We start from the raw sequence: 22122 nt of genomic DNA on the forward strand, positions 1-22122 counted from the left end.
CGTAAGGCCTTGATCCTTAAAAAGAATACTTCGATGCACCGCCTTGGCGGAACAGAGGAGTTTTGTCAGATGCCACGGGGTATCTGTTACATTCGAGAAGCGGTCCGGCGCGCTGGAGGAACGAAGCAAAGGACCGCCCAACGAGGAAGCGAAGGAGGAACCCGCAATGGCGGATCAATCTACCAACTCCGCGCAGACTGCCGAAGCCGATAAGGGCTATTGGCAGGCCAACCTGCGCCTCATCTACATCAGCCTCGCGATCTGGGCGCTGGTGTCGTTTGGATTCGGCATCCTGCTGCGTCCGCTGCTGTCCGGCATATCTGTTGGCGGTACTGATCTGGGCTTTTGGTTCGCTCAGCAAGGATCAATATTGGTCTTTCTGGTGCTGATCTTCAACTACGCCTGGCGCATGAACAAGCTAGACGCCGAACACGGCGTAGACGAAGAGTAAGGGAGAGCGGGGACAATGGATCAGTTTACCATCAACCTGCTGTTTGTTGGCGCATCCTTCGCGCTTTACATCGGCATCGCGATCTGGGCCCGTGCGGGTTCCACATCTGAATTCTACGCTGCTGGTCGCGGCGTTCACCCGGTCACCAACGGTATGGCGACAGCGGCGGACTGGATGTCTGCGGCCTCGTTCATTTCGATGGCGGGCCTCATCGCCTTTACCGGCTATGACAACTCGACCTTCCTGATGGGTTGGACCGGTGGCTACGTGCTGCTGGCTCTGCTGCTTGCGCCTTACCTGCGTAAGTTCGGCAAATACACCGTCTCGGAATTCATCGGCGATCGTTTCTACAGCCAGACTGCACGCGTCGTTGCCGTGATCTGTCTGATCGTTGCATCGGTGACCTACGTGATCGGTCAGATGACCGGCGTTGGCGTGGCCTTTGGCCGCTTCCTTGAGGTTTCGAACACATCCGGTCTGCTGATCGGTGCTTGTGTCGTGTTTGCATACGCGGTGTTTGGCGGGATGAAGGGTGTGACCTACACCCAGGTTGCTCAGTACTGCGTGCTGATCACAGCCTACACCATCCCGGCGATCTTCATCTCGCTGCAGCTGACCGGCACTCCGATCCCTGCACTGGGTCTGTTCGGCGACACTGCAAGCGGTGAGCCTCTGCTGACCAAACTGGACGCCATCGTGACCGAGCTGGGCTTCAACGAATACACGGCTCACCACTCGAACACGCTGAACATGGTTCTGTTCACGCTGTCGCTGATGATCGGTACTGCGGGTCTGCCGCACGTCATCATGCGCTTCTTCACCGTTCCGAAAGTGTCTGACGCACGTTGGTCGGCTGGTTGGACGCTGGTCTTCATCGCGCTGCTGTATCTGACCGCCCCTGCGGTTGGCGCAATGGCCCGTCTGAACATCACCGACATGATGTGGCCCAATGGTGGCATCGAAGGTGGCGCTGTCTCGGTCGAGGAAATCGACAACGATCCGCGCTATGACTGGATGCAGACATGGCAGAAAACCGGTCTGCTGGACTGGGAAGACAAGAACGGCGACGGCAAGATCCAGTACTACAACGACAAGTCTGAAGCTATGACTGCAATCGCGGAAGAAAAAGGCTGGGTCGGAAACGAGCTGACCAAATTCAACCGTGACATCCTGGTTCTGGCCAACCCCGAAATCGCCAACCTGCCGGGTTGGGTGATCGGTCTGGTCGCTGCCGGTGGTCTTGCGGCTGCTCTGTCGACCGCTGCGGGCCTGTTGCTTGCGATCTCGTCGGCGGTGTCCCACGACCTTGTCAAAGGTGCGATCAATCCGCAGATTTCGGAAAAAGGTGAACTGCTGGCCGCGCGTATCGCAATGGCCGTAGCCATCCTGGTTGCAACCTATCTGGGTCTGAACCCACCGGGCTTTGCGGCACAAACCGTGGCCTTGGCCTTTGGTCTGGCGGCTGCCTCGATCTTCCCGGCGCTGATGATGGGGATCTTCTCGACCCGCATCAACAACACCGGCGCGGTTGCTGGTATGCTGGCTGGTCTGGTTGTCACTCTGGTCTATATCTTCCTGCACAAGGGCTGGTTGTTCATTCCGGGCACCAACTCGTTCACCGACGCTGACCCGCTGCTGGGTCCGATCAAGTCGACCTCGTTCGGCGCAATCGGTGCAATGATCAACTTCGCAGTTGCGTATGTTGTTGCCGGCATGACCAAAGAGACTCCGCAGGAGATCAAAGATCTGGTCGAAAGCGTACGCATTCCCCGTGGTGCGGGCGCAGCTCAGAACAAATGAGCTTGATGCGGCCTGAGGTTCTTGCCAATGGCCGCGTCTTTCGATCCACTACTCCCGTCCGGCACACCACCGGGCGGGATTTTTGTTCCACGGAGTATTTAGATGCCCCTGTCCCATGACCAGATCACCCGGTTTCTGGAATCCGTACATCCTTATGACGCCCTGCCCGCCGACGTACTGGATGAAGTCGCCAAACAGATCGAGGTCTGGGAGGTTGATGAGGATTACCCTGTTTACGATCTGGGCCATAAACTGCCCGGCGTATTCGTGATCTATGAAGGACAGGTTGAAATCACGGATGAGAACGATGAGGTCGTTTCGCATCTGGGCTTGCGCAATTCCTTTGGTGAACGCGGGCTGCTGAAAGACGGGAAAGCCGCGACCAAGGCGCGCGCCCATACCCCATCTGTGCTGATCGTACTGCCACCTGAACTGGTGCGAGAATTGATCGATAACCATGATGTGGTCTCCAAATTCTTCGATCGCTCACGCGGGGGCCGCAGCGGTCCGCAGAGTTTGGCGACCAGCGCCATTGATGTCCTGATGGCACACAATCCGGCCACCTGCCCTCCGGCCACGACCGTGCGCGACGCCGCGCGCCTGATGCGCGACAAGGGGATTTCGTCGCTATGCGTGACAGAGGCCGACGATCTGGTAGGCATCACCACCTTGCGTGATATCTCGGGCAAGTTTGTGGCGGATGCGATGCCCGCGGATACTCCGATCTCACAGATCATGACGCCGAACCCAACCACCCTATCGCCATCGGATATAGGCTCGGATGTGCTACACGTGATGATGGAGCGCGGGATCGGCCACATCCCGATTTGCGAGGGCGGCCGTCTAGTCGGGGTCGTCACTCAGACAGACCTGACCCATTATCAGGCCGTGAATTCGGCCGAACTTGTTCGCCGAATTGCCCATGCCGACACTGCCGAGGAAATGGCCAAGGTCACGGCAGAAATCCCCCAGCTGCTGGTGCAGCTGGTTGCGGGTGGCAACCGGCATGAAATCGTAACACGGCTGGTCACGGATATCGCCGACACTGCCACGCGTCGGCTGCTGAGTCTTGCTGAAGCCAAACTGGGGCCGCCGCCGGTGCCATACCTGTGGCTGGCCTGCGGATCGCAAGGACGACAGGAGCAGACAGGTGTGTCCGATCAGGACAACTGCCTGATACTGGACGATGCGGTGACCGAAGCTGACATGGCTTATTTCACGCAACTGGCCAAACATGTCTCGGACGGGCTGGATACCTGCGGCTATTTCTACTGCCCCGGTGACATGATGGCGACCAATCCGCGCTGGTGTCAGCCGCTGCATGTCTGGCGCGACTATTTCAAGGGGTGGATTGCCAAACCAAATCCCGAAGCGCAGATGTTGGCCTCGGTCATGTTTGACCTGCGTCCTATCGGCGGCTCGTTCGAGCTGTTTGCCGATCTTCAGGACGATACGCTGAATGCCGCCAACGCGAATTCGATTTTTGTCGCGCATATGATCTCGAATTCGCTGAAACACACCCCGCCTTTGGGGCTGTTGCGTGGGTTTGCAACCATCCGATCGGGGGAGCATCGCAATACGCTGGATCTGAAACATAACGGGGTGGTGCCCGTGGTCGATCTGGCGCGGATTTACAGCCTGCAGGGCAAACTGCCAGAAGCCAACACCCGCGCCCGCCTAAAAGCCGCCGAGGCCGCAGGTGTCCTAAGCCCGTCAGGTGCGCGCGATTTGTTGGATGCCTATGATCTGATTGCGGAAACCCGGCTGGAACATCAGGTCGCGCTGGTCAAATCCAGGGAAAAACCCGACAATTACCTGCCACCTACGAACCTGTCGGACTTTGAGCGCAGCCACCTGAGGGACGCATTTGTGGTGGTGAAAACCATGCAATCCGCCGTTGGTCACGGCAAAGGAATGCTGGGTTAAAAACGAGAGATCAGGGTCGTCCTCGGCGACCGTATTTGAATTTAAACGACTGGGCGAGGAACGCCCGAAGGGTGGAGAAGACCAATGTTTCTGGAATTGATCGGTACGATATTTGCGGGCTTTGCCTTTGCCGGGATCGTGCTGGTGCTGAACAAGCTGACCGGCGGAAGGTTGCCCCGGTGGGCCACGCCGGTCGCTGCGGGGCTGGGCATGATCGGAATGACGATCGCCAGCGAATACTCGTGGTACGACCGCACCCGCGAAACGCTGCCGGACAGTGTCAGCATCATCCAAGAGGTCGAAAGCCGCGCGATTTACCGCCCCTGGACCTATGCCGTGCCTTTCGTGGACAGGTTTGCTGCCATCGACACAGACTCGGTGCGCAAGAATGAACAAGTGCCGGATGAACGGCTGGTCGAGCTCTATTTCTTTGGCCGCTGGGCACCGGTCTCGAAGGTACCGGTGGTCGTAAACTGCGCCGAAAACCTGCGGGCCAATCTGGCCGACGGGGCCGAATTTGGCGACGATGGCCGCGTTCTGAATGCCGACTGGATCAAGGCCGGGACCGGCGATCCGATCATCGAGGCCACCTGCGGAGTTTGATCATGCTGACCAAGTTGAGTCTGCGTCTGAGAATCTTTCTGTTCTTCTGCCTGTTAGCGGCTGGTGGGCTGGCGGTCAGCGCTCTGGCGCTTTGGTTCAGCTATGCCCGCGAGGGCAACCCCGCCCTTTTCGACCCGTTCCTTTTTGCCGGGATCGTGATTGCCTTTGGGCTGTTGGCCTTGATCGCCGGGGTCTGGTTGCTGTTTGACGACAACGTGGCAAAACCGATTGAGCGTCTGTCAGCCGAATTGCGCGCGCGCGCGCATGCCGGAGTCAGCAGCAACATGGATGTCCAAACGGCGAAATACTTGGGCGACCTTGCCCCGGCCGCGGCTGGGCTGGCGGATCAGCTATCGCACAAGACGCTCAGCGTGGCCGAGGCTGTCGCATCCGAGACCGCCCAACTGGCGGCCGAAAAGAACAGGCTCACTGCCCTATTGACCGAAATCCCGGTTGCGATGCTGCTCGCCAGCCCGAACCACAAGATCGTCCTCTATGATGCGCAAGCGGCCGAGGTTCTGGCCCAGATCGCACATCCGCGCCTGAACGCCGCGCTTGAGGACTATCTACAGCCAGACGCGCTGTATGCCGCCTATTCGAAACTGGTCAAAACCGGTCAGGACGTTACCTGCACGTTGACCAGCATCGACGGAGCGCAGAGCTATTCCGCGCGCGTGAAACCGTTGGGAGATACGCCCGGATACATGCTGATCTTCGACGACAGCGCGGCGCAGATCGCCCCGGACGCGGCGCGCCCACTAGTCTATGATTTCGATCTGTTGAACATGTCGGCCTCGGACAGTTTCGAGGCCCAAACGATTGAAGATCTTTGCTTTGTCGTCTTTGACACCGAAACCACCGGCCTGTTGCCGCACAAGGACGAGATCGTTCAGATCGGTGCGGTCCGCGTCGTGAAAGGACGCATCGTTGAGGGGGAGCGGTTCGACATGCTAGTCAATCCCGGCATCCCCATTCCAGCGGCCTCGACCAAGGTTCACAAGGTTAGCGACCAGATGGTGCAAGGCGCACCAGAGATTGGTGAAGCCGGCCGTATCTTTCATCAATTCGCTCGGGACGCCGTGATTGTTGCCCATAACGCGCCATTCGACATGGCATTCCTGCGCCGTCACGCCAAGCGGATGGGTGTTGAATGGGACCACCCAATTCTGGACACTGTGCTTTTGTCTGCTGTCCTGTTCGGCGCCAGCGAAACGCATACACTGGACGCGCTATGTGACCGTTTGGACGTAGAAATTCCCGAAGCGCTCCGTCACACGGCGCTGGGGGATGCGGTGGCCACGGCCGAAGCGCTTGTGCGGATGCTGCCCATGCTGAAAGCGCGGGAAATCACCACCTTCGGCGCAATCATCACCGAAACCCGTAAACATGGTCGCTTGTTGGAGGACCTGAACTGACCTAGTTTTTCAACGTGATGAACCAAAGTTACCATAGACAATACGGAACGGTCATGGCACCTGACGATCGGGCAGAGAACAGATGTGCAATGACCGAGAAGACTTTTATCCCAACCCCTGATCAAAGCACCGCGTTTCGTGAAGCGCTGGGGTGTTTCGGGACAGGTGTAACGGTCGTCACAACTCAGACTGCACTTGGGCCGCGCGCGATCACCGTGAACTCCTTTACCTCGGTTTCACTGGCCCCACCGCTGGTCCTGTGGTGTTTGGCCAAGGAATCCAACCGGTTCGGCGCGTTTTCGGACTGCCAGCACTATTCCATCCATGTCATGGCACAAGAGCAGCAGGACCAAAGCCTGCGGTTTGCTCGGGACGGAGAAGATTTCTCTCACGCAGACTGGAGCGCAGATGAAATGGGCCGGCCGCAACTGGCCGATTGCCTCGCGCGGTTTGACTGCCATCTGCATGCCTGCCACGAAGCGGGCGACCACCTGATTATGGTCGGCCATGTGGATCAGGTCATGTACCGCACGGGTCAGGGCCTGATCTTCAAACGCGGTCAGTTCGGCGGGTTTGTCGACCTGATCTGACGACCCTTAGTCGTCAAGCGAGCCGTGAACCGCCAGCGCCTCAAGCTGTGTTTCTTGCGGCGTGATCACGCGGAACGCTTCATGCACGCCGCTTTCGGTCAATTCACGCGCAACGGTCAGCAAGGTGTTGGCAGGGTGTTCGTCGCAAAGCTCGGACATATGATCTATCTCCGCTTGCGCTACGCCCATCGCGGCCTCGAGCGACGGTGCGCCGTAGAGTTTAACGAAATGCTCGGCCAGGTTTTCGACGATCTGATCTTTCTCGGCCGGTTCGATCTGAGTGACGGCCACAAAGGTCACACGGCCAAAGGTCTCTAACCCCAGCCAGCCATTGGCGAAGGCCTGACGGGCTTTCCCTTCCAGATCGCCCTGTCCCCAATTCGAAAACTCAAACCCGCCCGAGATGCACCATTCCCCCGTGCGCGCTGGCGAGTGGAACACGTTCATGTCGCTTTCGTCGAAATGTATCGCGCGGGCCAGTTTCATCAGGTCGCCTCCAATAGGTTTGTGAGCGGGCGCAGGTGAGTCTCATCCTTGTCGCGGATCAGCATGCCGAACCGCTCATCCGTGCCAAGGAACACGCCCTGCCCCTCGATTGGTTCTCCGACACCGCGCAGAAGGCCAAGCCATTCACCGTGTAGCGGCGCGTTACCGTCTTCGGACCAGCGGTTGAGCCATGTCAGCATATGACGCGACCAACTTTCCACCAGTTGGGTTGCCGAAACGTCGGCGCAGCCCTCATCATAAAGCGCGGTGACGTCCGGCGTATGGCCGGGCGCATCGCTGGTTTGCAGCAGTACCAATTCCCACCCGACGACCAGCCAGTCGGGTATCTGATCGGGATCTATGGTTGACGCGGCAACATGGAACTGTCCGCATTTCGCACCGTTCACGCAGATCAGGCCATCCCAGCCCAGATGCACCGCCACTTCTGGCGGGGCCAGTGCGCCCAGCGAGTTCTGAAATCCAACGGCGCACAGCGGCAGCATCGCCATGGCGTCCTGCAAGGCGACCTCCGGCGCGAATACAATGGCCGCGCGCAGGCGATCGGCCTGAATATTGTAAACGACCGAGCCGGAATCACAGCCCAGCGCCGCCATGGCCTGGGCCTTTTCGAACGGGTCTTCCCCACCCTTGGCGTGGTGACCTGTCAACAGAGGGGGAAAAACCGGCTCGCTCATGCGTTGCCTTTGGCGATCAGGTCGCGCGCGATCTTGCGGAACGCGTCGGCCTGTGGGCTGTCGGGCTTGCTGACCACGATGGGCGCACCCCCGTCCGCGGCCATCCGGATATCCAGATGCAGCGGGATTTCACCCAATAGCGGCACGCCCAGCGCCTCGGCCTCGGACGCGACACCGCCATGACCAAAGATATGTTCCTCATGCCCACAGTTGGAACAGATATGGGTCGACATGTTTTCGATCATACCGAAGATCGGTGTCTTGAGCTGGTTGAACATATCGATCCCCTTGCGGGCGTCGATCAGTGCCACGTCCTGCGGGGTTGAGACAACGATGGCCCCATCCACCTGGAACTTTTGGCTGAGCGTCAGTTGCACATCGCCAGTGCCCGGTGGCAGGTCAACGATCAGCACGTCCAGAGCGCCCCACTGCACTTGGTTCATCATCTGCTGAAGCGCACCCATCAGCATGGGACCGCGCCAAACAACCGCCTGCCCTTCGTTGGTCATGAGGCCCATCGACATCATGGTGACGCCGTGATTGCGCAACGGCAGGATCGTCTTACCGTCCGGGCTGGCCGGGCGTCCCGAGACACCCAGCATCCGAGGCTGTGATGGCCCGTAAACATCCGCGTCCAGCAGACCCACACGCCGCCCCTCCGCCGCCAAGGCACAGGCGAGGTTCGCCGAAACGGTCGATTTGCCGACCCCACCCTTGCCTGAAGCAACGGCGATAATCCGATCCACTCCAGGCACAGCCTGCGGACCGGTCTGAGAGGGCTTTGGCTTTGGCTTCAAATCTGGCGGAGCCTTATCGGAATGCGCGGTCAACATGGCCGATACTTTCGAAACCCCTTCGACCATCTGCGCGGCCTGCTCAGCGGCGGCGCGAACCGGCTCCATCCGCTCGGCCTGTTTGGGGTCGATCTCAAGCACGAAGCGCACGGTATCGCCTTCGACATTCAGGGCACGCACAACGCCCGCGCTGACGATATCCTGACCGGAAACCGGGTCGGTGATCTTTTTCAAAATTGCAAGAACCGCGTCACGGACACTCATGCCATCATCCCCATAACCTGCCCCATCGCATGGTTGCTTTTCATTGCATGTGTCTCCGTCTCTTTTCGTTCATTTGACGCATTTGCCTTTTGGCGATTAGGCTTGGGCATGCGCTTTTTCCTTTTGTGCCTCAGCCTGACGCTCTCCGCCACCCCTTCCGGGGCGCAAGACGCGATTGGCTTGGCCAGCCCGACCGAAGTTTCGAACTCGGGCCTTTTGCAACATATTCTTCCGCGCTTTTCACTCAAGACCGGGATACGGGTAATCAGCGATGCTGAGGGCGTTATGTCGCTGAATACCGGCGCCGAGGGCGATCCGGTCTTTGCACGCGGCGAGATCGTCTATCACCTGCGCATTCAGGACGACCCGAAACAGGCACGCTTTCGTGACTGGCTGCTGTCGGATATCGGCAAGCGCACGATCGAAAGTTTTGCTCCGGATCAAGGCCCGCCCTTCAGCGCCAGTTTCGAGGTTGCCAGCGCCGAGGCCTCTGAAGTCATCGACGGCAATACCGCATTGGGTGAGGCGCTTTCGATGACCCATTGCGGCCGCTGCCATGTGATCGGCCCGCAGAACCGCATGAATGGGCTCGGTTCGACCCCCTCTTTCGCCGTTTTGCGCACGTTGCCAGATTGGGATGAGAGGTTTCAGGCCTTCTTCGCCCTGAACCCCCACCCGGCCTTTACACAGATCGAGGGGCTGACGCCCCCCTTCGATCCTTCGCGTCCGTCGCCCATACACCCAGTTGAGATGACGCTGGACGATCTGGACGCCATTCTGGCATTTGTCTCGGTCATCAGCGCAGCGGATCTCGGCGCGCCGCTGCAGCATCAATGATCCTTCCGTTTTGAGAAATAGTCATCCGTAGTCACAACCTTGGGCCGCGGCTTGGACTGGAAGGGATTGTCCTGCATGTTGAACTGCGCGCCCACTCGGCAATTGTCGCACATATGGATCATCCGCGCCTGCTCGGACGAGGCAAACATAGGGTGTATACCCGACAACTTCTCCATGACCCGCTCCACCGTTGACTTCACACCGAACGGGGCACCGCATTCGACACACTCAAAGGGCTCTTCCTCGTTCAACACCTGCTGAGACAACGCGGCATCGCTCAGGTCCAGTTGGGGAACCAGCGCAATGGCATCCTCGGGGCAGATGTTGCGGCACAGGCCGCATTGCAAACAGGCGTCCTGCTGGAAGTTCAGCTGCGGTTTATCCGGGTTGTCGATCAGGGCCCCCGATGGGCAGAGCGACACACAGCTTAGGCACAGCGTACACGCATCCGTATCCACCGCGACGGCCCCATAGGGTGCGCCTTGAGGCAAAGCCAGAGGCTCCTCGGCCTTAGGGTTCAGAGCCTGCGCTGCCAACCGGGCGATTTGCCTGCGGTTACCCAACGGCAGAACCGGATCGGTCAGTGCCGCCGGTACCTCTTGCGCATAGAGCAGATCGCTCATCGCGTCCGGGTCGGCCTCATCAATCAGTCCAAGCCCTACGTCCGGCGCGATCGCCTGTGCAAGCTCCAGCTCGCGGTCCAGCGCGTCCCGCTCGGTCGTCGGCGCAAGCAGGATGTCGACCCGTGCAAAGCCGTGGGCCAAAGCGGCCAGCATTTCGGCATGGCCGAAGCCGGAAATGACGCTCAACTCCATTGGAATGACATCGGCGGGAAGTCCACGTCCGAACCGCGCAGCAAGACGGATCATCTCGGCCCCGTGAGCGTCGTGCACCAGCAGACGCGGTACGGAGCCTTCGGCCCGGCGATAGGTTCGGGCCAGGACATGCATCCGCGACAGCACCGCCGACACAGGCGGGTCTTCATAGGTGATCGCGGTCGAGGGGCACAGCGCCGCGCACGCCCCACAGCCAGCGCAGATCATGGGGTCAATGGCGACATGCTCTCCGGCGGGTGTGATGGCCCCAGTCGGGCAGATATCGAGGCAATTGGTACAGGCGACCTGCTCGGCCCGCGAATGGGCACACAGAGTTTCCTCAAGACGCACATAGAGGGGTTTTTCGAACGTCCCTACCAACTGCGCTGCATCAAACGCCAGTTTCGAGACAGCCAACGGGTCGCGCGGGTCCGCCCGCAGATAGCCTTCGCGCTTGGCCGGAGCTTGAACGAATGGCGTCTCTCCGGTCACATCAATCAGGATGTCGCAGGCCGACTGCGCCCGGTCACGCGGCTCGGTCCATCCGAACGCCCCACGACCACCCGGGGCAATCTGCTGCAACCCGTCGATCCGCAGGGCAAACCCGCCCAATGCGCCCGAAACCGAGCGAACTTGCCCACGTACAACATCAAAGCTGCGGCTGATGGGCGAGGTCTCATCTCCCGTCACAACAGTCGCCGCCAGCGTTGCCGACAAACGCTCGGCCAGATCAAAGGCGACCTCGGCCGGGCCAACGATGCAACAGGTGCCCTCGCTAATCACATCAACACTGGGCGAGATGGGCATCGGCACCAACGCCTCAGCCGCCAGGGCCGCCATCTTGGGGGTCGCGTCACCGGATTGGTCAGACCAGCCCGCGCGGTCCCTCAGATCAACAAAGGCGGGTGGTTCAACCTCAAGATCCTCGGCCAGATCGCGGAACACCTCCTGCTCCTGCCCGCAGGCGATCAGCAGTTGGTCATCCCCCTTCATAAACTCCGCAACGACACCCAGCTCTCGCGTGCAAAGGGCAGTGTGTGTTTTGCTGCACTCCAGCTCGGTGGCCGCGCCGATACGGTCGGCATCCACCTTCTGCGAGCCTTCGCAGTTACATAGAATAAGTTTGGTGGCCATGTCCCTCCCCCGGACAGCTTCCTGACTTGTTACCTTAGATGGTATCGCCCGGCTGGCAATCCAGTCTTTGCGAAACATCACGCTTCGCACGTTAAATTCTATTGGAGCGTTTATTTTCCTGATTCAAACCGTCGGAATTTCACTTGTTAAACTTTAGTCGTACAAGAGGTTTTTCACGCGATTGAGACTTGGCAGAGCCGCCCTATGTGTACCATAGTAGACTTAGGGTAAGGCAGGGGAGAGCCTTACGGGGAGGAGCCAGTGGCCAAGGCCGCAAGCCGTATTGAAATGCCTGTTGGCGTCATCGTGCGCAAAACACCCGGGGTAACTCGCTGGGCGAAGTGGAACTGGCGTGCGGTTGCCGTGCTGCCCGGTGCTGGCCCTGCTGATTGGGTGGAGCTTCGGCGCGAAGGCGATGCGGTGGAATACCATGCCGCCACCCTGCCCCTGACCCTCTGGGCCGATGAGACCGAAGCTTATATGGTCAACCTGTCTGATGGGCAGCCTTCCGTTTATCTGGTTCTGCGCAACGATCTGGACGGCAACCGCCCGATGGAAGCGGCGCTGATCACCGCCTCTCCGTTCGAGGGGCAGGATTACGCGGATACTGGCGAAGAGATTGTTGAGAAAATCCCGATGACCGAAGGCCTGATAGCTTGGGTTCGGGATTTCACTTTGGAACACCACCGGGATGAGGTTTTCATCAAACGCCGCCGTGACAAGAAGCGGACGGACCTTGTGGAGGAAGGCAAGGGGGATGCGCGTATTCGGCAAACCTCGGATGTCTACCGCGCACCGAGGAAGGTGCTGCAATGACCCAACCCCGCGATTTCTGGTCCCGCCGCAAGGCAGCCGTTCAGGCAGAAACCGAGGCCGAAGCCATCGCGGCGGAACAACAAACCATTGCGGCGCAACAGGCCGAGTTGGAAGAAAAGAGCGACGCCGAAATTCTGGCTGAGTTCAATCTGCCCGACCCCGATCAGTTACAAGCTGGCGATGATGTGTCGGGCTTCATGGCTAAGGCAGTCCCCGACCGCTTGCGCCGCCGCGCCCTGCGTCGGCTATGGCGACTGAATCCTGTATTGGCCAATGTGGACGGGCTGGTCGACTATGGCGAAGACTACACCGATGCCGCCTGTGTGATCGAAAACCTCCAAACCGCTTATCAGGTCGGCAAAGGGATGTTGGCGCATATCGAGGCTTTGGCAGCCGAAGAGGATGAGCCTGAAATCGACGCCCCCGAGCCTGTCGAGGAAGAAGAACCCGCCGCGCTCGCCGAACCTGAACCAGCCCTGGAACGGATGGCTCTGGCCGCAGCGGAAGAGCCTGAGGACGAGCCTTATATCCCGGCCCCGCGCCGCATGAGATTTGAATTCGAAGGATAACGGATGACCGCAAGCAACGCGCAACACATGGATATCCCAGCCGAGGATCGGCTACGCGCGGATTTCTACAACTTTCTGGGCCTGCTGCTGGCTGGCCCGCCGGATCAATTGCTGTTGGATCAGATGGCCGGACTAAGCGGCGATGACACCGATCTGGGCCAAGCCATTCAAGCCATGGCACGGGTGGCCAAGGTGACTAAACCCGCCGCAGCAGAACGCGAGTTCAACGCACTGTTCATCGGGTTGGGCCGTGGTGAGCTGCTGCCCTATGCCAGCTTTTACCTAACCGGGTTCCTGAACGAAAAACCTCTGGCTCAGTTGCGCAATGATATGGCCGTGCGCGGCATAACCCGCGCCAAGAACGTGTTCGAGCCCGAAGATAACATCGCATCACTGATGGAGATTATGGCTGGCATGATCGTGGGCCGGTTTGGAACCGCTACCCCGCTCGACGATCAAAAAGCGTTCTGGAACAAACATATCGGCCCTTGGGCCGCACATTTCTATTCGGATTTGGAAGCTGCCGAAGCTTCGGTTCTCTATGCCTCGGTCGGGACGGCCGGTCGGGTGTTCATGGAGATCGAGCGTGAGGCATTCCGAATGACGGCGGCATAACCCGCCACTCACCAGCGCCAAGAAGGCGCTAGATCGCAAATGGGAGAGGAGACACCCATGAGCAAGACCAAGGAAGAAGGCGCAACCCGCCGCGACTTCCTCAAACTGGCCGGAACCGCAGCGCCCGCTGCTGTCGCCGCCGCCAGCCTGAGCGGTCAAGCCGAAGCAGCCGAGCTGCCGACGGACGAGACCCGCATGCAGGACACCGCGCATACCCGCGCGTATCTGGAAAGCGCGCGCTTCTAAGCCGCCTCGACTGCGCCCGGCCTAGCCGCCGGACGATGTCATCTACCCGACGGACGGTTGCGATTGGCCCTGATGTCGGTTCGCGAAGTACCAAGCCAGCCGTGGCTGACACGGCGCGCAAGGGAGGAAAACAATGCTTAGGAAAAAGACCAACGGGGTTGCGAGACGCCCCCAGCGGACAAGTATCCTGTCCCAGGTCGGCGAGAAAACCGTCGATCGCCGCGCATTCCTGCGTGGCTCGGGCCTGACGATCGGCGGCCTTGCCGCGATCAGCGCAACGGGTGGAACCGTGACGCAAGCCAGCGCCCAGACAGCGGCAAACCAAGCCGTTGAGAATATCAAATCCGTCTGCACTCACTGCTCGGTCGGCTGTACAGTTGTTGCTGAGGTGCAAAATGGTGTCTGGGTCGGGCAAGAACCCGGTTGGGACAGCCCGTTCAACTTGGGTGCGCACTGCGCCAAGGGCGCCGCGGTCCGCGAACACGCCCATGGCGAACGCCGCCTGAAGTATCCTATGAAAAAGGAAGGCGGAGAGTGGAAGCGCATCAGCTGGGACGAGGCGATCAACGAGATCGGCGACGGCATGATGAACATCCGTCAGGAATCCGGGCCGGACAGTGTGTACTGGCTGGGTTCTGCGAAGCATAATAACGAACAGGCCTATCTGTTCCGCAAGTTCGCCGCCTACTGGGGCACGAACAACGTGGACCATCAGGCCCGTATCTGCCACTCAACCACTGTTGCGGGCGTTGCGAACACATGGGGCTACGGCGCCATGACTAACTCGTACAACGACATGCACAACAGCCGGGCTATCTTTATCATCGGTGGCAACCCGGCCGAGGCGCACCCCGTCTCGCTGCTGCATATCCTGCGTGCGAAAGAGCAGAACAACGCGCCTCTGATCGTCTGCGACCCGCGCTTTACGCGCACCGCGGCACATGCGGATGAATATGTCCGTTTCCGTCCCGGCACCGACGTCGCATTGGTCTGGGGTATTCTGTGGCACATCTTCGACAACGGATGGGAGGACAAAGAGTTCATCCGCACCCGTGTCTGGGGCATGGACCAGATCAAGGAAGAGGTTGCCAAGTGGACCCCGGATGAGGTCGAGCGCGTCACCGGCACACCCGGCTCGCAGCTGCGCCGCGTCGCTCGGACCATGGTGAACAACCGTCCCGGCACCGTTGTCTGGTGTATGGGTGGTACTCAGCACACCAACGGCAACAACAACACCCGCGCCTACTGTGTGCTTCAGCTTGCGCTCGGCAACATGGGCACCACGGGTGGTGGCACCAACATCTTCCGCGGCCATGACAACGTGCAGGGCGCGACAGACCTTGGAGTTCTGTCCCACACCCTGCCCGGCTACTATGGCCTGTCGAAAGGGGCATGGGGTCACTGGGCCCGTGTCTGGGGTGAAGATCCTGAATGGCTGGCCGGTCAGTTCGCCACGATCAAGGACAAGGAAGGCAAGGATAAACCGCTCCAGAACGAGCGCGGCATCCCGGTCTCACGCTGGATCGACGGTGTTCTGGAAGATCCCGCCAACATGGATCAGGACAACAACGTCCGCGCCATGGTTCTGTGGGGCCACGCGCCCAACTCGCAGACCCGGATGACGGAAATGAAGACGGCGATGGAGAAGCTGGACATGCTGGTCGTGATCGACCCGTATCCCACCGTCTCGGCCGTTCTGCAGGACCGCACTGATGGCGTCTACCTGTTGCCAGCCTGTACCCAGTTCGAAACACGTGGCTCGGTCACGGCCTCGAACCGCTCGCTGCAATGGCGCGACAAGGTGGTGGATCCCCTGTTCGAAAGCTTGCCGGACGAGGACATCATGGCCAAATTCGCCAATAAGTTCGGCTGGGCGGATCGTCTGTTCCGCAACATCGAGATGGACGACCCGGAAACCCCGAATGTTGAAAGCATCACGCGTGAGTTCAACTCGGGCCTCTGGACCATCGGCTATACCGGTCAGTCGCCAGAACGTCTGAAAAGCCACATGGCCAACCAGCACACGTTCGACAGAACCACGCTGCAAGCCATTGGTGGACCCAACGACGGCGAGTATTATGGTCTGCCCTGGCCTTGCTGGGGAACGCCTGAGATGGGTCATACGGGGACACCGAACCTCTATGACATGTCCAAACCGGTGGCCGAAGGTGGCCTGACCTTCCGCGCCCGTTTCGGGGTGGAACGCGATGGTGACAACCTGTTGGCCGAAGGGGTCTATAGCGTCGGATCGGAAATTCAGGATGGATACCCTGAATTCACGATGCAAATGCTCATGGACCTTGGCTGGGATGGAGACCTCACGGCGGAGGAACGCGCAGCGATCGACGCTGTTGCGGGACCAGAGACCAACTGGAAGACCGACCTCAGCGGCGGTATCCAGCGCGTCGCGATCGCTCATGGCTGTGCGCCCTTCGGGAACGCAAAGGCACGCGCGGTTGTCTGGACCTTCCCGGATCCGATCCCACTGCACCGCGAGCCGCTCTACACGAACCGGCGCGATCTGGTGGAGGACTATCCAACCTACGAGGACCGTCAGGCCTATCGCCTACCGACCCTTTATGCTTCGATCCAAAAGAACGACTTTTCAAAGGATTACCCGATAATCCTCACGTCAGGTCGCTTGGTCGAATATGAAGGCGGTGGCGATGAGACACGGTCTAACCCGTGGCTGGCCGAGCTTCAGCAGGACATGTTCGTCGAGATCAATCCGCGCGATGCCAACAACCTTGGTATCCGTGACGGATCGCAGGTCTGGGTCGAAGGTCCTGAGGGCGGCAAGGTCAAGGTGATGGCGATGCTGACCAACAGGGTCGGTGCCGGCGTGGCCTTCATGCCATTCCACTTTGGCGGCCATTTCCAGGGCGAGGACCTGAGGGAGAAATATCCCAAAGGTGCCGATCCCTATGTGCTGGGTGAAAGTACCAACACTGCCCAGACCTATGGCTATGATTCAGTGACCCAGATGCAGGAGACCAAAGCGACTCTCTGCAAGATCTGGTCAGCGTAAGGAGGAGAAGAGAAAAATGGCAGCAAGAGCAAAATTTCTCTGCGACGCTGAACGCTGTATCGAGTGCAACGCCTGTGTCACCGCGTGTAAGAACGAACACGAGGTGCCATGGGGCATCAACCGCCGCAGGGTGGTAACGATCAATGACGGCAACCCAGGCGAACGCTCGATCTCGGTGGCCTGTATGCATTGTTCGGATGCGCCTTGCATGGCGGTGTGCCCGGTCGACTGCTTCTATCAGAACGAAGAAGGCGTCGTCCTGCACTCCAAGGACCTGTGCATTGGCTGCGGCTATTGCTTCTACGCGTGCCCCTTCGGCGCGCCGCAATACCCGCAGGCGGGCAACTTCGGATCGCGTGGCAAGATGGACAAATGTACCTTCTGCGCCGGCGGCCCCGAGGAAACGCACTCGACTGCAGAGTTCGCCAAATATGGTCGCAACCGGATCGCCGAGGGCAAACTGCCCATCTGCGCCGAGATGTGCTCCACCAAGGCCCTGCTCGCCGGTGACGGCGACGTCGTTTCGGCCATCTACCGCGAGCGTGTCGTCGCGCGCGGGTTTGGCTCGGGCGCGTGGGGTTGGGGCACGGCCTACGACCAGAAAGACGGCTAATTCGTCTGTGTAAGAAACAGGTGACCCGCAAATGTGGGTCACCTGCATTTGGCATTTTGACCGAGGTTCAGATGTTCCGTCTCATTTTCGCCCTTCTGTTCACAATTGGGCTGACACAGTTCGCCCTTGCCCAACGCACCGAGACCGAGGCCCCCGCCGCGGATGAACGCGCCTCGACTGGCGGTGCCACGACGCTCGAAGATATTCTGGCGCGGCAGCGGGGTGAGAAAGTAGACAACGCCTATCGCTCGGAAAACACCGGTCAGGGCAATGTCGAGGGGCTGCTGGGCCAATTCGGAACAAGCGGCGTTGCCTCGGACAGCGATGTATATCGGGCAATTCGCTTTGGCTCAGCCGATACAACGGTGTCCTCGCAAGGACCTGCTGCTGGTGTCCTGATCCAGGATGGCGGCATGTGGTGGTGGAACTTCCGAACGGGTCCACTGCGTGAATACGGAAGCTACATCATTGCTGGAATGGCAGCCGTCATCCTGCTGTTCTTCCTGATCCGCGGGAAAATCCGCATTGATGGGGAAAAGACAGGCCGCACGGTTCTACGCTTCAACAGTTTTGAACGCTTCGGGCACTGGCTGTTTGCCGGGTCGTTCCTGATCCTCGGTATCACCGGCCTGCTGACGCTTTATGGCCGCGACTTCCTGATCCCGGTCTTCGGCAAGGAAGGCTTCGCCACCATCGCGCAGGGCTGCAAATGGCTGCACAACAACCTCGCCTGGGCCTTCATGCTGGGCTTGATCATCGTTACCGTGAACTGGATCGCCCATAACATCCCCAACAAAACCGACCTGAAATGGCTGGCCGCCGGAGGGGGGTTGTTCACCAAAGGCAGCCATCCGCCCGCCAAGAAGTTCAACGCGGGCCAGAAAATCATCTTCTGGGCCTGTATCCTACTGGGTATCTCGATCAGCCTGTCCGGCCTGTCGCTGCTGTTCCCTTTCGAACTGCCGATGTTTGCCAAGACCTTCTCGATCGCCAACTCCACCGGCCTTCCTCAAGCACTTGGCCTGAGCCTGCCCGTCCAAATGTCGCCGCAGGAGGAAATGCAATACGCCCAAGTCTGGCACGTCATGGTGGCCTATGTCTTCATCGCCATCATCATCGCCCATATTTACCTCGGCTCGGTTGGGATGGAGGGCGCGTTTGACGCCATGGGTACCGGCGAGGTTGAAGAGCAATGGGCGCGTGAGCATCACTCGCTCTGGCTGGAAGAGGTGCAGGAAAAAGAGGCGGGTAAAGCAACGGCCTCTCCCGCTGAATAGATGCGCTGGCTCGCCGTCGCGCTGGCCTTGATCCCCCTGCCCGCATGGTCCGAGTTCTTCACGCTTAAGGGCCATGGCGGGCCGATAATGGGCATTGCAACCGCACCTGACGGGCGGATCGCCACGGCCAGTTTCGACAATTCGGTTGGTCTGTGGTCGGATCAAATGCCCGAATGGTTGGAGGGCCACGAAGCCGCCGTTAACTCCGTCGTCTTCAACGGCACTGCCATCTACTCCGCCGGAGACGATTTCACCCTGCGCCGCTGGCCAGGCGGAGAGGTCGTGGGCCAGCACAAAGGTAAAATCGTGGGCCTCGCAGCCTCAAAAACCCATGTCGCCACAGCCAGCTGGGACGGCACAATTGGGTTGTGGCCGTTGGACGGCTCCGCCCCACAAATGCTGGGCCCGACTGGTGGCGGTGTGAACGCGGTGGTGTTTTCACAGGATGGAACCCGGCTGTTCTCGGCGGGTGTGGATGGTAGCCTACGCGAATGGGACGTGGCCAGCGGGCAAGAAACCCGGCGCGTGGTCGAACATGGCTTCGGCATCAATGAGTTGGCCCTGAACGAACAAGACGGCTGGATCGCCTATGGCGCTGTGGATGGCGGGACCCGTATCCGCGACCTCAGCACGGATGAAGAGAGGGATTTCACCCTGGACCGACGCCCCATTCTGGCGCTGGCCCTCAGTCCTGATCGCAGTCTGTTGGCAGTCGGGGATGGCGAAGGCTACATCATGGTGATCGACACGGTAGACTGGCGTATCGCCCAAGATTTCCGCGCTACGCTGCGGGGGCCGGTCTGGGCGCTGGCGTTTTCTGCGGACGGTCAAAACATCCACGCGGGTGGAATTGATGAGGCCATGTATAGCTGGCCTGTCTCCGCGCTGAGGGATCAGGAGCAGATGGCCGCGTCAGAACCAAGTTTCCTGAAAGACCCCGACCAGATGAGCAACGGCGAACGGCAATTCGCTCGCAAATGCTCGATCTGCCACAGCCTGACACCGGACGGGCAGCGCCGTGCAGGTCCAACACTCTACGAAGTGTTCGGACGACAAGCCGGAACCCTGCCCGGTTATTTCTACTCGGAAACGTTGCAAGACTCTGATATCATTTGGAATGACGAGACGATAAATGCCCTTTTCGATGAGGGGCCGGATCACTACATTCCAGGATCAAAGATGCCGATGCAGCGGATAACGCAAGAACAGGACCGGGACGACCTGATCACCTTTCTGCGCCGCGCAACGATCGATCCGAACTGAACCGGAGGAAACGATGAAAGCCTTTCTTGCCGCCGCAACTGCAATGGTCGTCATCACTGTTGCCGCCCCCTTTGCGCTGAACCAGATCGGCTTCAGCGCGGAGCAGGCGACCTCTGGCCCTGCTGTGCGCCTCGACTGAATGTCCGAATACCTGACGACGAAAGAGCTGGCCGACCTGCTAAGGATCGGCGAGCGGAAAGCCTATGATCTCGCCTCCTCGGGTGAGGTGCCCTGCGTCCGCGCCATGGGCAAGCTGCTGTTTCCCCGCTCCGAGGTGATCGCATGGCTTAACGCCTCCCGCTCCGGTCCAAAGGTAGCGGAACCGCCCCTGCCCCCGATCATCGCGGGCAGCCATGATCCACTGCTGGACTGGGCACTGCGGGAGAGCGGGTCTGGTCTCGCGACTTATTACGATGGCTCCTTCGACGGTCTTAGTCGCCTTGGCAGTCGCAGCGCACAGGCCGCAGCGCTGCATATCCATGAGGACGGTGGCTTCAACACCCAATCCCTGCGCGATGCTTTGGGCGAGGCCCCCGTGGTCCTGATCGAGATCGCGCAGCGACAACGCGGGCTTTTGCTGTCCCCAGAGACCTCGGACATTGCCGGTTTTGACGACCTCAGAGGCCGCCGCGTCGTCCTGCGCCAGAACAGCGCCGCCAGCCAACGTCTGTTTGATGCCGAACTCTCAACCCATGGCCTGACCCGAGACGACCTGACCGCTCTGCCTACCTGCGCCCGCACCGAGGAAGAACTGGCCATAAACCTACACGACAACAAAGCCGAGGCCGGGTTTGGTCTGGGCGCGTTGGCCAGCCTCTACAACCTGCACTTCGTGCCAACCCACTCGGAACGGCTGGATCTGGCAATCTGGCGGCGGGCCTATTTCGACGAACCGATGCAGAAACTGCTGCGCTTCATACACTCGGATCAGTTCCGCACCCGCGCCTCTGAATTTGGTGGATATGACCTGACCGGCTTGGGCCAGGTCCACCACAACGGCGCCAGCGGCTAGCGCTTCGTCTTTCTAAAAATACTCTCGCCGAAGGCATTGGCCGCAGGCCAATCTACTGCGCGTTAGGGAAAAACACCTGCTGCCCGTCCAGCCGGAAATCCGCAATCGCCGCCTGACCGTCCGGCCCTGTCAGCCAATCAATGAACCTCTGCCCCGCATTGGCGCGCGTTTTCGGATGCCGCTCGGGATTCACCAGGATCACACCGTATTGGTTGAACAATCGCGGATCGCCCTCGACCAGAATCTCAAGATCCCCTCTATTTCCAAAGGAAAGCCATGTCGCGCGGTCGGTCAGCGTATAAGCCCCCATGCCACTGGCGATATTCAGCGTGGCCCCCATGCCAGATCCAGTCTCGCGATACCACTCTCCCGACGCGCTTGTCGGATCCAAACCGGCATCCGCCCAGTGCCCCATCTCGGCCTTATGCGTTCCGCTGTCATCCCCGCGCGAGGCGAATACGGCCTCTGTCGCCTCGATATCAGAGAGCGCGGACAGGATATCTGATCCCCCTTTGACGCTCGCCGGGTCTGATTTTGGCCCGACCAGAACAAAGTCATTATACATCAAATCCAAACGCTCAACGCCCCAACCATCTGCGACGAACTTCTCTTCCGCAGGCTTGGAGTGGACCAGCAACACGTCCCCATCGCCATTCACCGCATTGCGAATGGCCTGACCGGTGCCAACGGCTACGACACGGACATCAATACCGCTTTCCGCCTCAAAGCCCGGCAACAGATAGTCCAGCAACCCCGAATTCTGGGTCGAGGTCGTGGATTGCACCACGATAAACGGCTCTTCCGCTGTGGCTATGCCAGCCATCATCCCAAGCCCAAGCGCCGCTGCGCGCAAAATTGCCCGTCTCATCACAT

The 22122-nt window shown here is 59.7% G+C and carries 22 protein-coding genes; 17 read left to right on the forward strand and 5 right to left on the reverse strand.

Going from position 1 to position 22122, the window contains the following annotated elements; all coding sequences use genetic code 11:
• Positions 1–166: 166 nt before the first annotated feature.
• From ACOERD_RS16605 to ACOERD_RS16630, 6 genes are all read left to right on the forward strand, one after another.
• Entirely contained in the window at positions 167–451 is a 285-nt protein-coding gene (locus ACOERD_RS16605) for a DUF4212 domain-containing protein (protein WP_170376639.1), read from the forward strand.
• Positions 452–466: 15 nt separating this feature from the next.
• Positions 467–2251, forward strand: a complete 1785-nt coding sequence (locus tag ACOERD_RS16610) for a sodium:solute symporter family protein (protein ID WP_170551306.1) — start codon at positions 467–469, stop codon at positions 2249–2251.
• Between the two features lie 102 nt (positions 2252–2353).
• Positions 2354–4177, forward strand: coding sequence for a DUF294 nucleotidyltransferase-like domain-containing protein (locus ACOERD_RS16615; protein WP_419739766.1), 1824 nt, complete (start codon positions 2354–2356; stop codon positions 4175–4177).
• 84 nt (positions 4178–4261) lie between these two features.
• A complete protein-coding gene (locus ACOERD_RS16620) occupies positions 4262–4780 on the forward strand; it encodes a hypothetical protein (RefSeq protein WP_170376630.1) in 519 nt (172 codons plus the stop codon).
• Positions 4781–4782: 2 nt separating this feature from the next.
• Positions 4783–6195, forward strand: coding sequence for an exonuclease domain-containing protein (locus tag ACOERD_RS16625; RefSeq protein ID WP_419739767.1), 1413 nt, complete (start codon positions 4783–4785; stop codon positions 6193–6195).
• Between the two features lie 89 nt (positions 6196–6284).
• Positions 6285–6785: a flavin reductase family protein gene (locus ACOERD_RS16630; protein ID WP_419739768.1), complete on the forward strand. Its 501-nt coding sequence runs from the start codon at positions 6285–6287 to the stop codon at positions 6783–6785.
• Positions 6786–6791: 6 nt separating this feature from the next.
• Here the strand turns inward: ACOERD_RS16630 and ACOERD_RS16635 are convergent, their stop codons facing one another.
• The 3 genes from ACOERD_RS16635 to apbC are packed head-to-tail and all read right to left on the reverse strand — an operon-like array spanning position 6792 to position 9024.
• Complete coding sequence (locus ACOERD_RS16635; protein WP_419739769.1) at positions 6792–7271, reverse strand: DUF6505 family protein; 480 nt, start codon at positions 7269–7271, stop codon at positions 6792–6794.
• Positions 7271–7966, reverse strand: coding sequence for a DUF4444 domain-containing protein (locus ACOERD_RS16640; protein ID WP_419739770.1), 696 nt, complete (start codon positions 7964–7966; stop codon positions 7271–7273). Before ACOERD_RS16640 ends, ACOERD_RS16635 begins: the two co-directional genes overlap by 1 nt.
• Positions 7963–9024 (reverse strand): iron-sulfur cluster carrier protein ApbC, encoded by a 1062-nt coding sequence (gene apbC / locus ACOERD_RS16645; RefSeq protein WP_419739771.1) that lies wholly within the window; start codon positions 9022–9024, stop codon positions 7963–7965. Before apbC ends, ACOERD_RS16640 begins: the two co-directional genes overlap by 4 nt.
• Before the next feature lie 285 nt (positions 9025–9309).
• On the opposite strand from apbC, the gene ACOERD_RS16650 reads away from it, so the two are divergent.
• On the forward strand, positions 9310–9861 hold the full coding sequence (locus ACOERD_RS16650; RefSeq protein ID WP_419739772.1) for a c-type cytochrome: 552 nt from the start codon (positions 9310–9312) through the stop codon (positions 9859–9861).
• Here the strand turns inward: ACOERD_RS16650 and ACOERD_RS16655 are convergent.
• Positions 9855–11810, reverse strand: coding sequence for a 4Fe-4S binding protein (locus tag ACOERD_RS16655; RefSeq protein ID WP_419739773.1), 1956 nt, complete (start codon positions 11808–11810; stop codon positions 9855–9857). The genes ACOERD_RS16650 and ACOERD_RS16655 overlap by 7 nt on opposite strands.
• Positions 11811–12071: 261 nt before the next feature.
• Here ACOERD_RS16655 and ACOERD_RS16660 point away from each other — a divergent pair, with 261 nt between their 5' ends.
• From ACOERD_RS16660 to ACOERD_RS16705, 10 genes are all read left to right on the forward strand, one after another.
• Complete coding sequence (locus ACOERD_RS16660) at positions 12072–12626, forward strand: DUF3305 domain-containing protein (protein ID WP_419739774.1); 555 nt, start codon at positions 12072–12074, stop codon at positions 12624–12626.
• The gene (locus tag ACOERD_RS16665) at positions 12623–13195 is read left to right on the forward strand and encodes a DUF3306 domain-containing protein (RefSeq protein ID WP_419739775.1); all 573 of its coding nucleotides are present in this window, start codon (positions 12623–12625) and stop codon (positions 13193–13195) included. Before ACOERD_RS16660 ends, ACOERD_RS16665 begins: the two co-directional genes overlap by 4 nt.
• A 3-nt stretch (positions 13196–13198) precedes the next feature.
• Complete coding sequence (locus tag ACOERD_RS16670; RefSeq protein ID WP_419739776.1) at positions 13199–13810, forward strand: TorD/DmsD family molecular chaperone; 612 nt, start codon at positions 13199–13201, stop codon at positions 13808–13810.
• A gap of 57 nt (positions 13811–13867) precedes the next feature.
• Positions 13868–14056, forward strand: a complete 189-nt coding sequence (locus ACOERD_RS16675) for a ubiquinol-cytochrome c reductase iron-sulfur subunit N-terminal domain-containing protein (RefSeq protein WP_170376587.1) — start codon at positions 13868–13870, stop codon at positions 14054–14056.
• A gap of 133 nt (positions 14057–14189) precedes the next feature.
• Positions 14190–17084 (forward strand): formate dehydrogenase subunit alpha, encoded by a 2895-nt coding sequence (locus ACOERD_RS16680; RefSeq protein ID WP_419739777.1) that lies wholly within the window; start codon positions 14190–14192, stop codon positions 17082–17084.
• A gap of 16 nt (positions 17085–17100) precedes the next feature.
• Positions 17101–17697, forward strand: a complete 597-nt coding sequence (fdh3B, locus tag ACOERD_RS16685; protein WP_170376582.1) for a formate dehydrogenase FDH3 subunit beta — start codon at positions 17101–17103, stop codon at positions 17695–17697.
• A 71-nt stretch (positions 17698–17768) separates the two neighbouring features.
• Positions 17769–18974, forward strand: a complete 1206-nt coding sequence (locus ACOERD_RS16690) for a formate dehydrogenase subunit gamma (RefSeq protein WP_419739778.1) — start codon at positions 17769–17771, stop codon at positions 18972–18974.
• Positions 18975–20237 (forward strand): c-type cytochrome, encoded by a 1263-nt coding sequence (locus ACOERD_RS16695; protein ID WP_419739779.1) that lies wholly within the window; start codon positions 18975–18977, stop codon positions 20235–20237. It abuts the gene before it with no gap.
• A 13-nt stretch (positions 20238–20250) separates the two neighbouring features.
• Positions 20251–20376, forward strand: coding sequence for a hypothetical protein (locus ACOERD_RS16700; RefSeq protein ID WP_256439764.1), 126 nt, complete (start codon positions 20251–20253; stop codon positions 20374–20376).
• Complete coding sequence (locus ACOERD_RS16705) at positions 20377–21249, forward strand: substrate-binding domain-containing protein (protein ID WP_419739780.1); 873 nt, start codon at positions 20377–20379, stop codon at positions 21247–21249.
• 52 nt (positions 21250–21301) lie between these two features.
• Here the strand turns inward: ACOERD_RS16705 and ACOERD_RS16710 are convergent, their stop codons facing one another.
• The gene (locus tag ACOERD_RS16710; RefSeq protein ID WP_419739781.1) at positions 21302–22117 is read right to left on the reverse strand and encodes a substrate-binding domain-containing protein; all 816 of its coding nucleotides are present in this window, start codon (positions 22115–22117) and stop codon (positions 21302–21304) included.
• Positions 22118–22122 lie beyond the last annotated feature (5 nt).

Source organism: Ruegeria sp., from assembly GCF_965199275.1.
GTDB lineage: Bacteria > Pseudomonadota > Alphaproteobacteria > Rhodobacterales > Rhodobacteraceae > Ruegeria.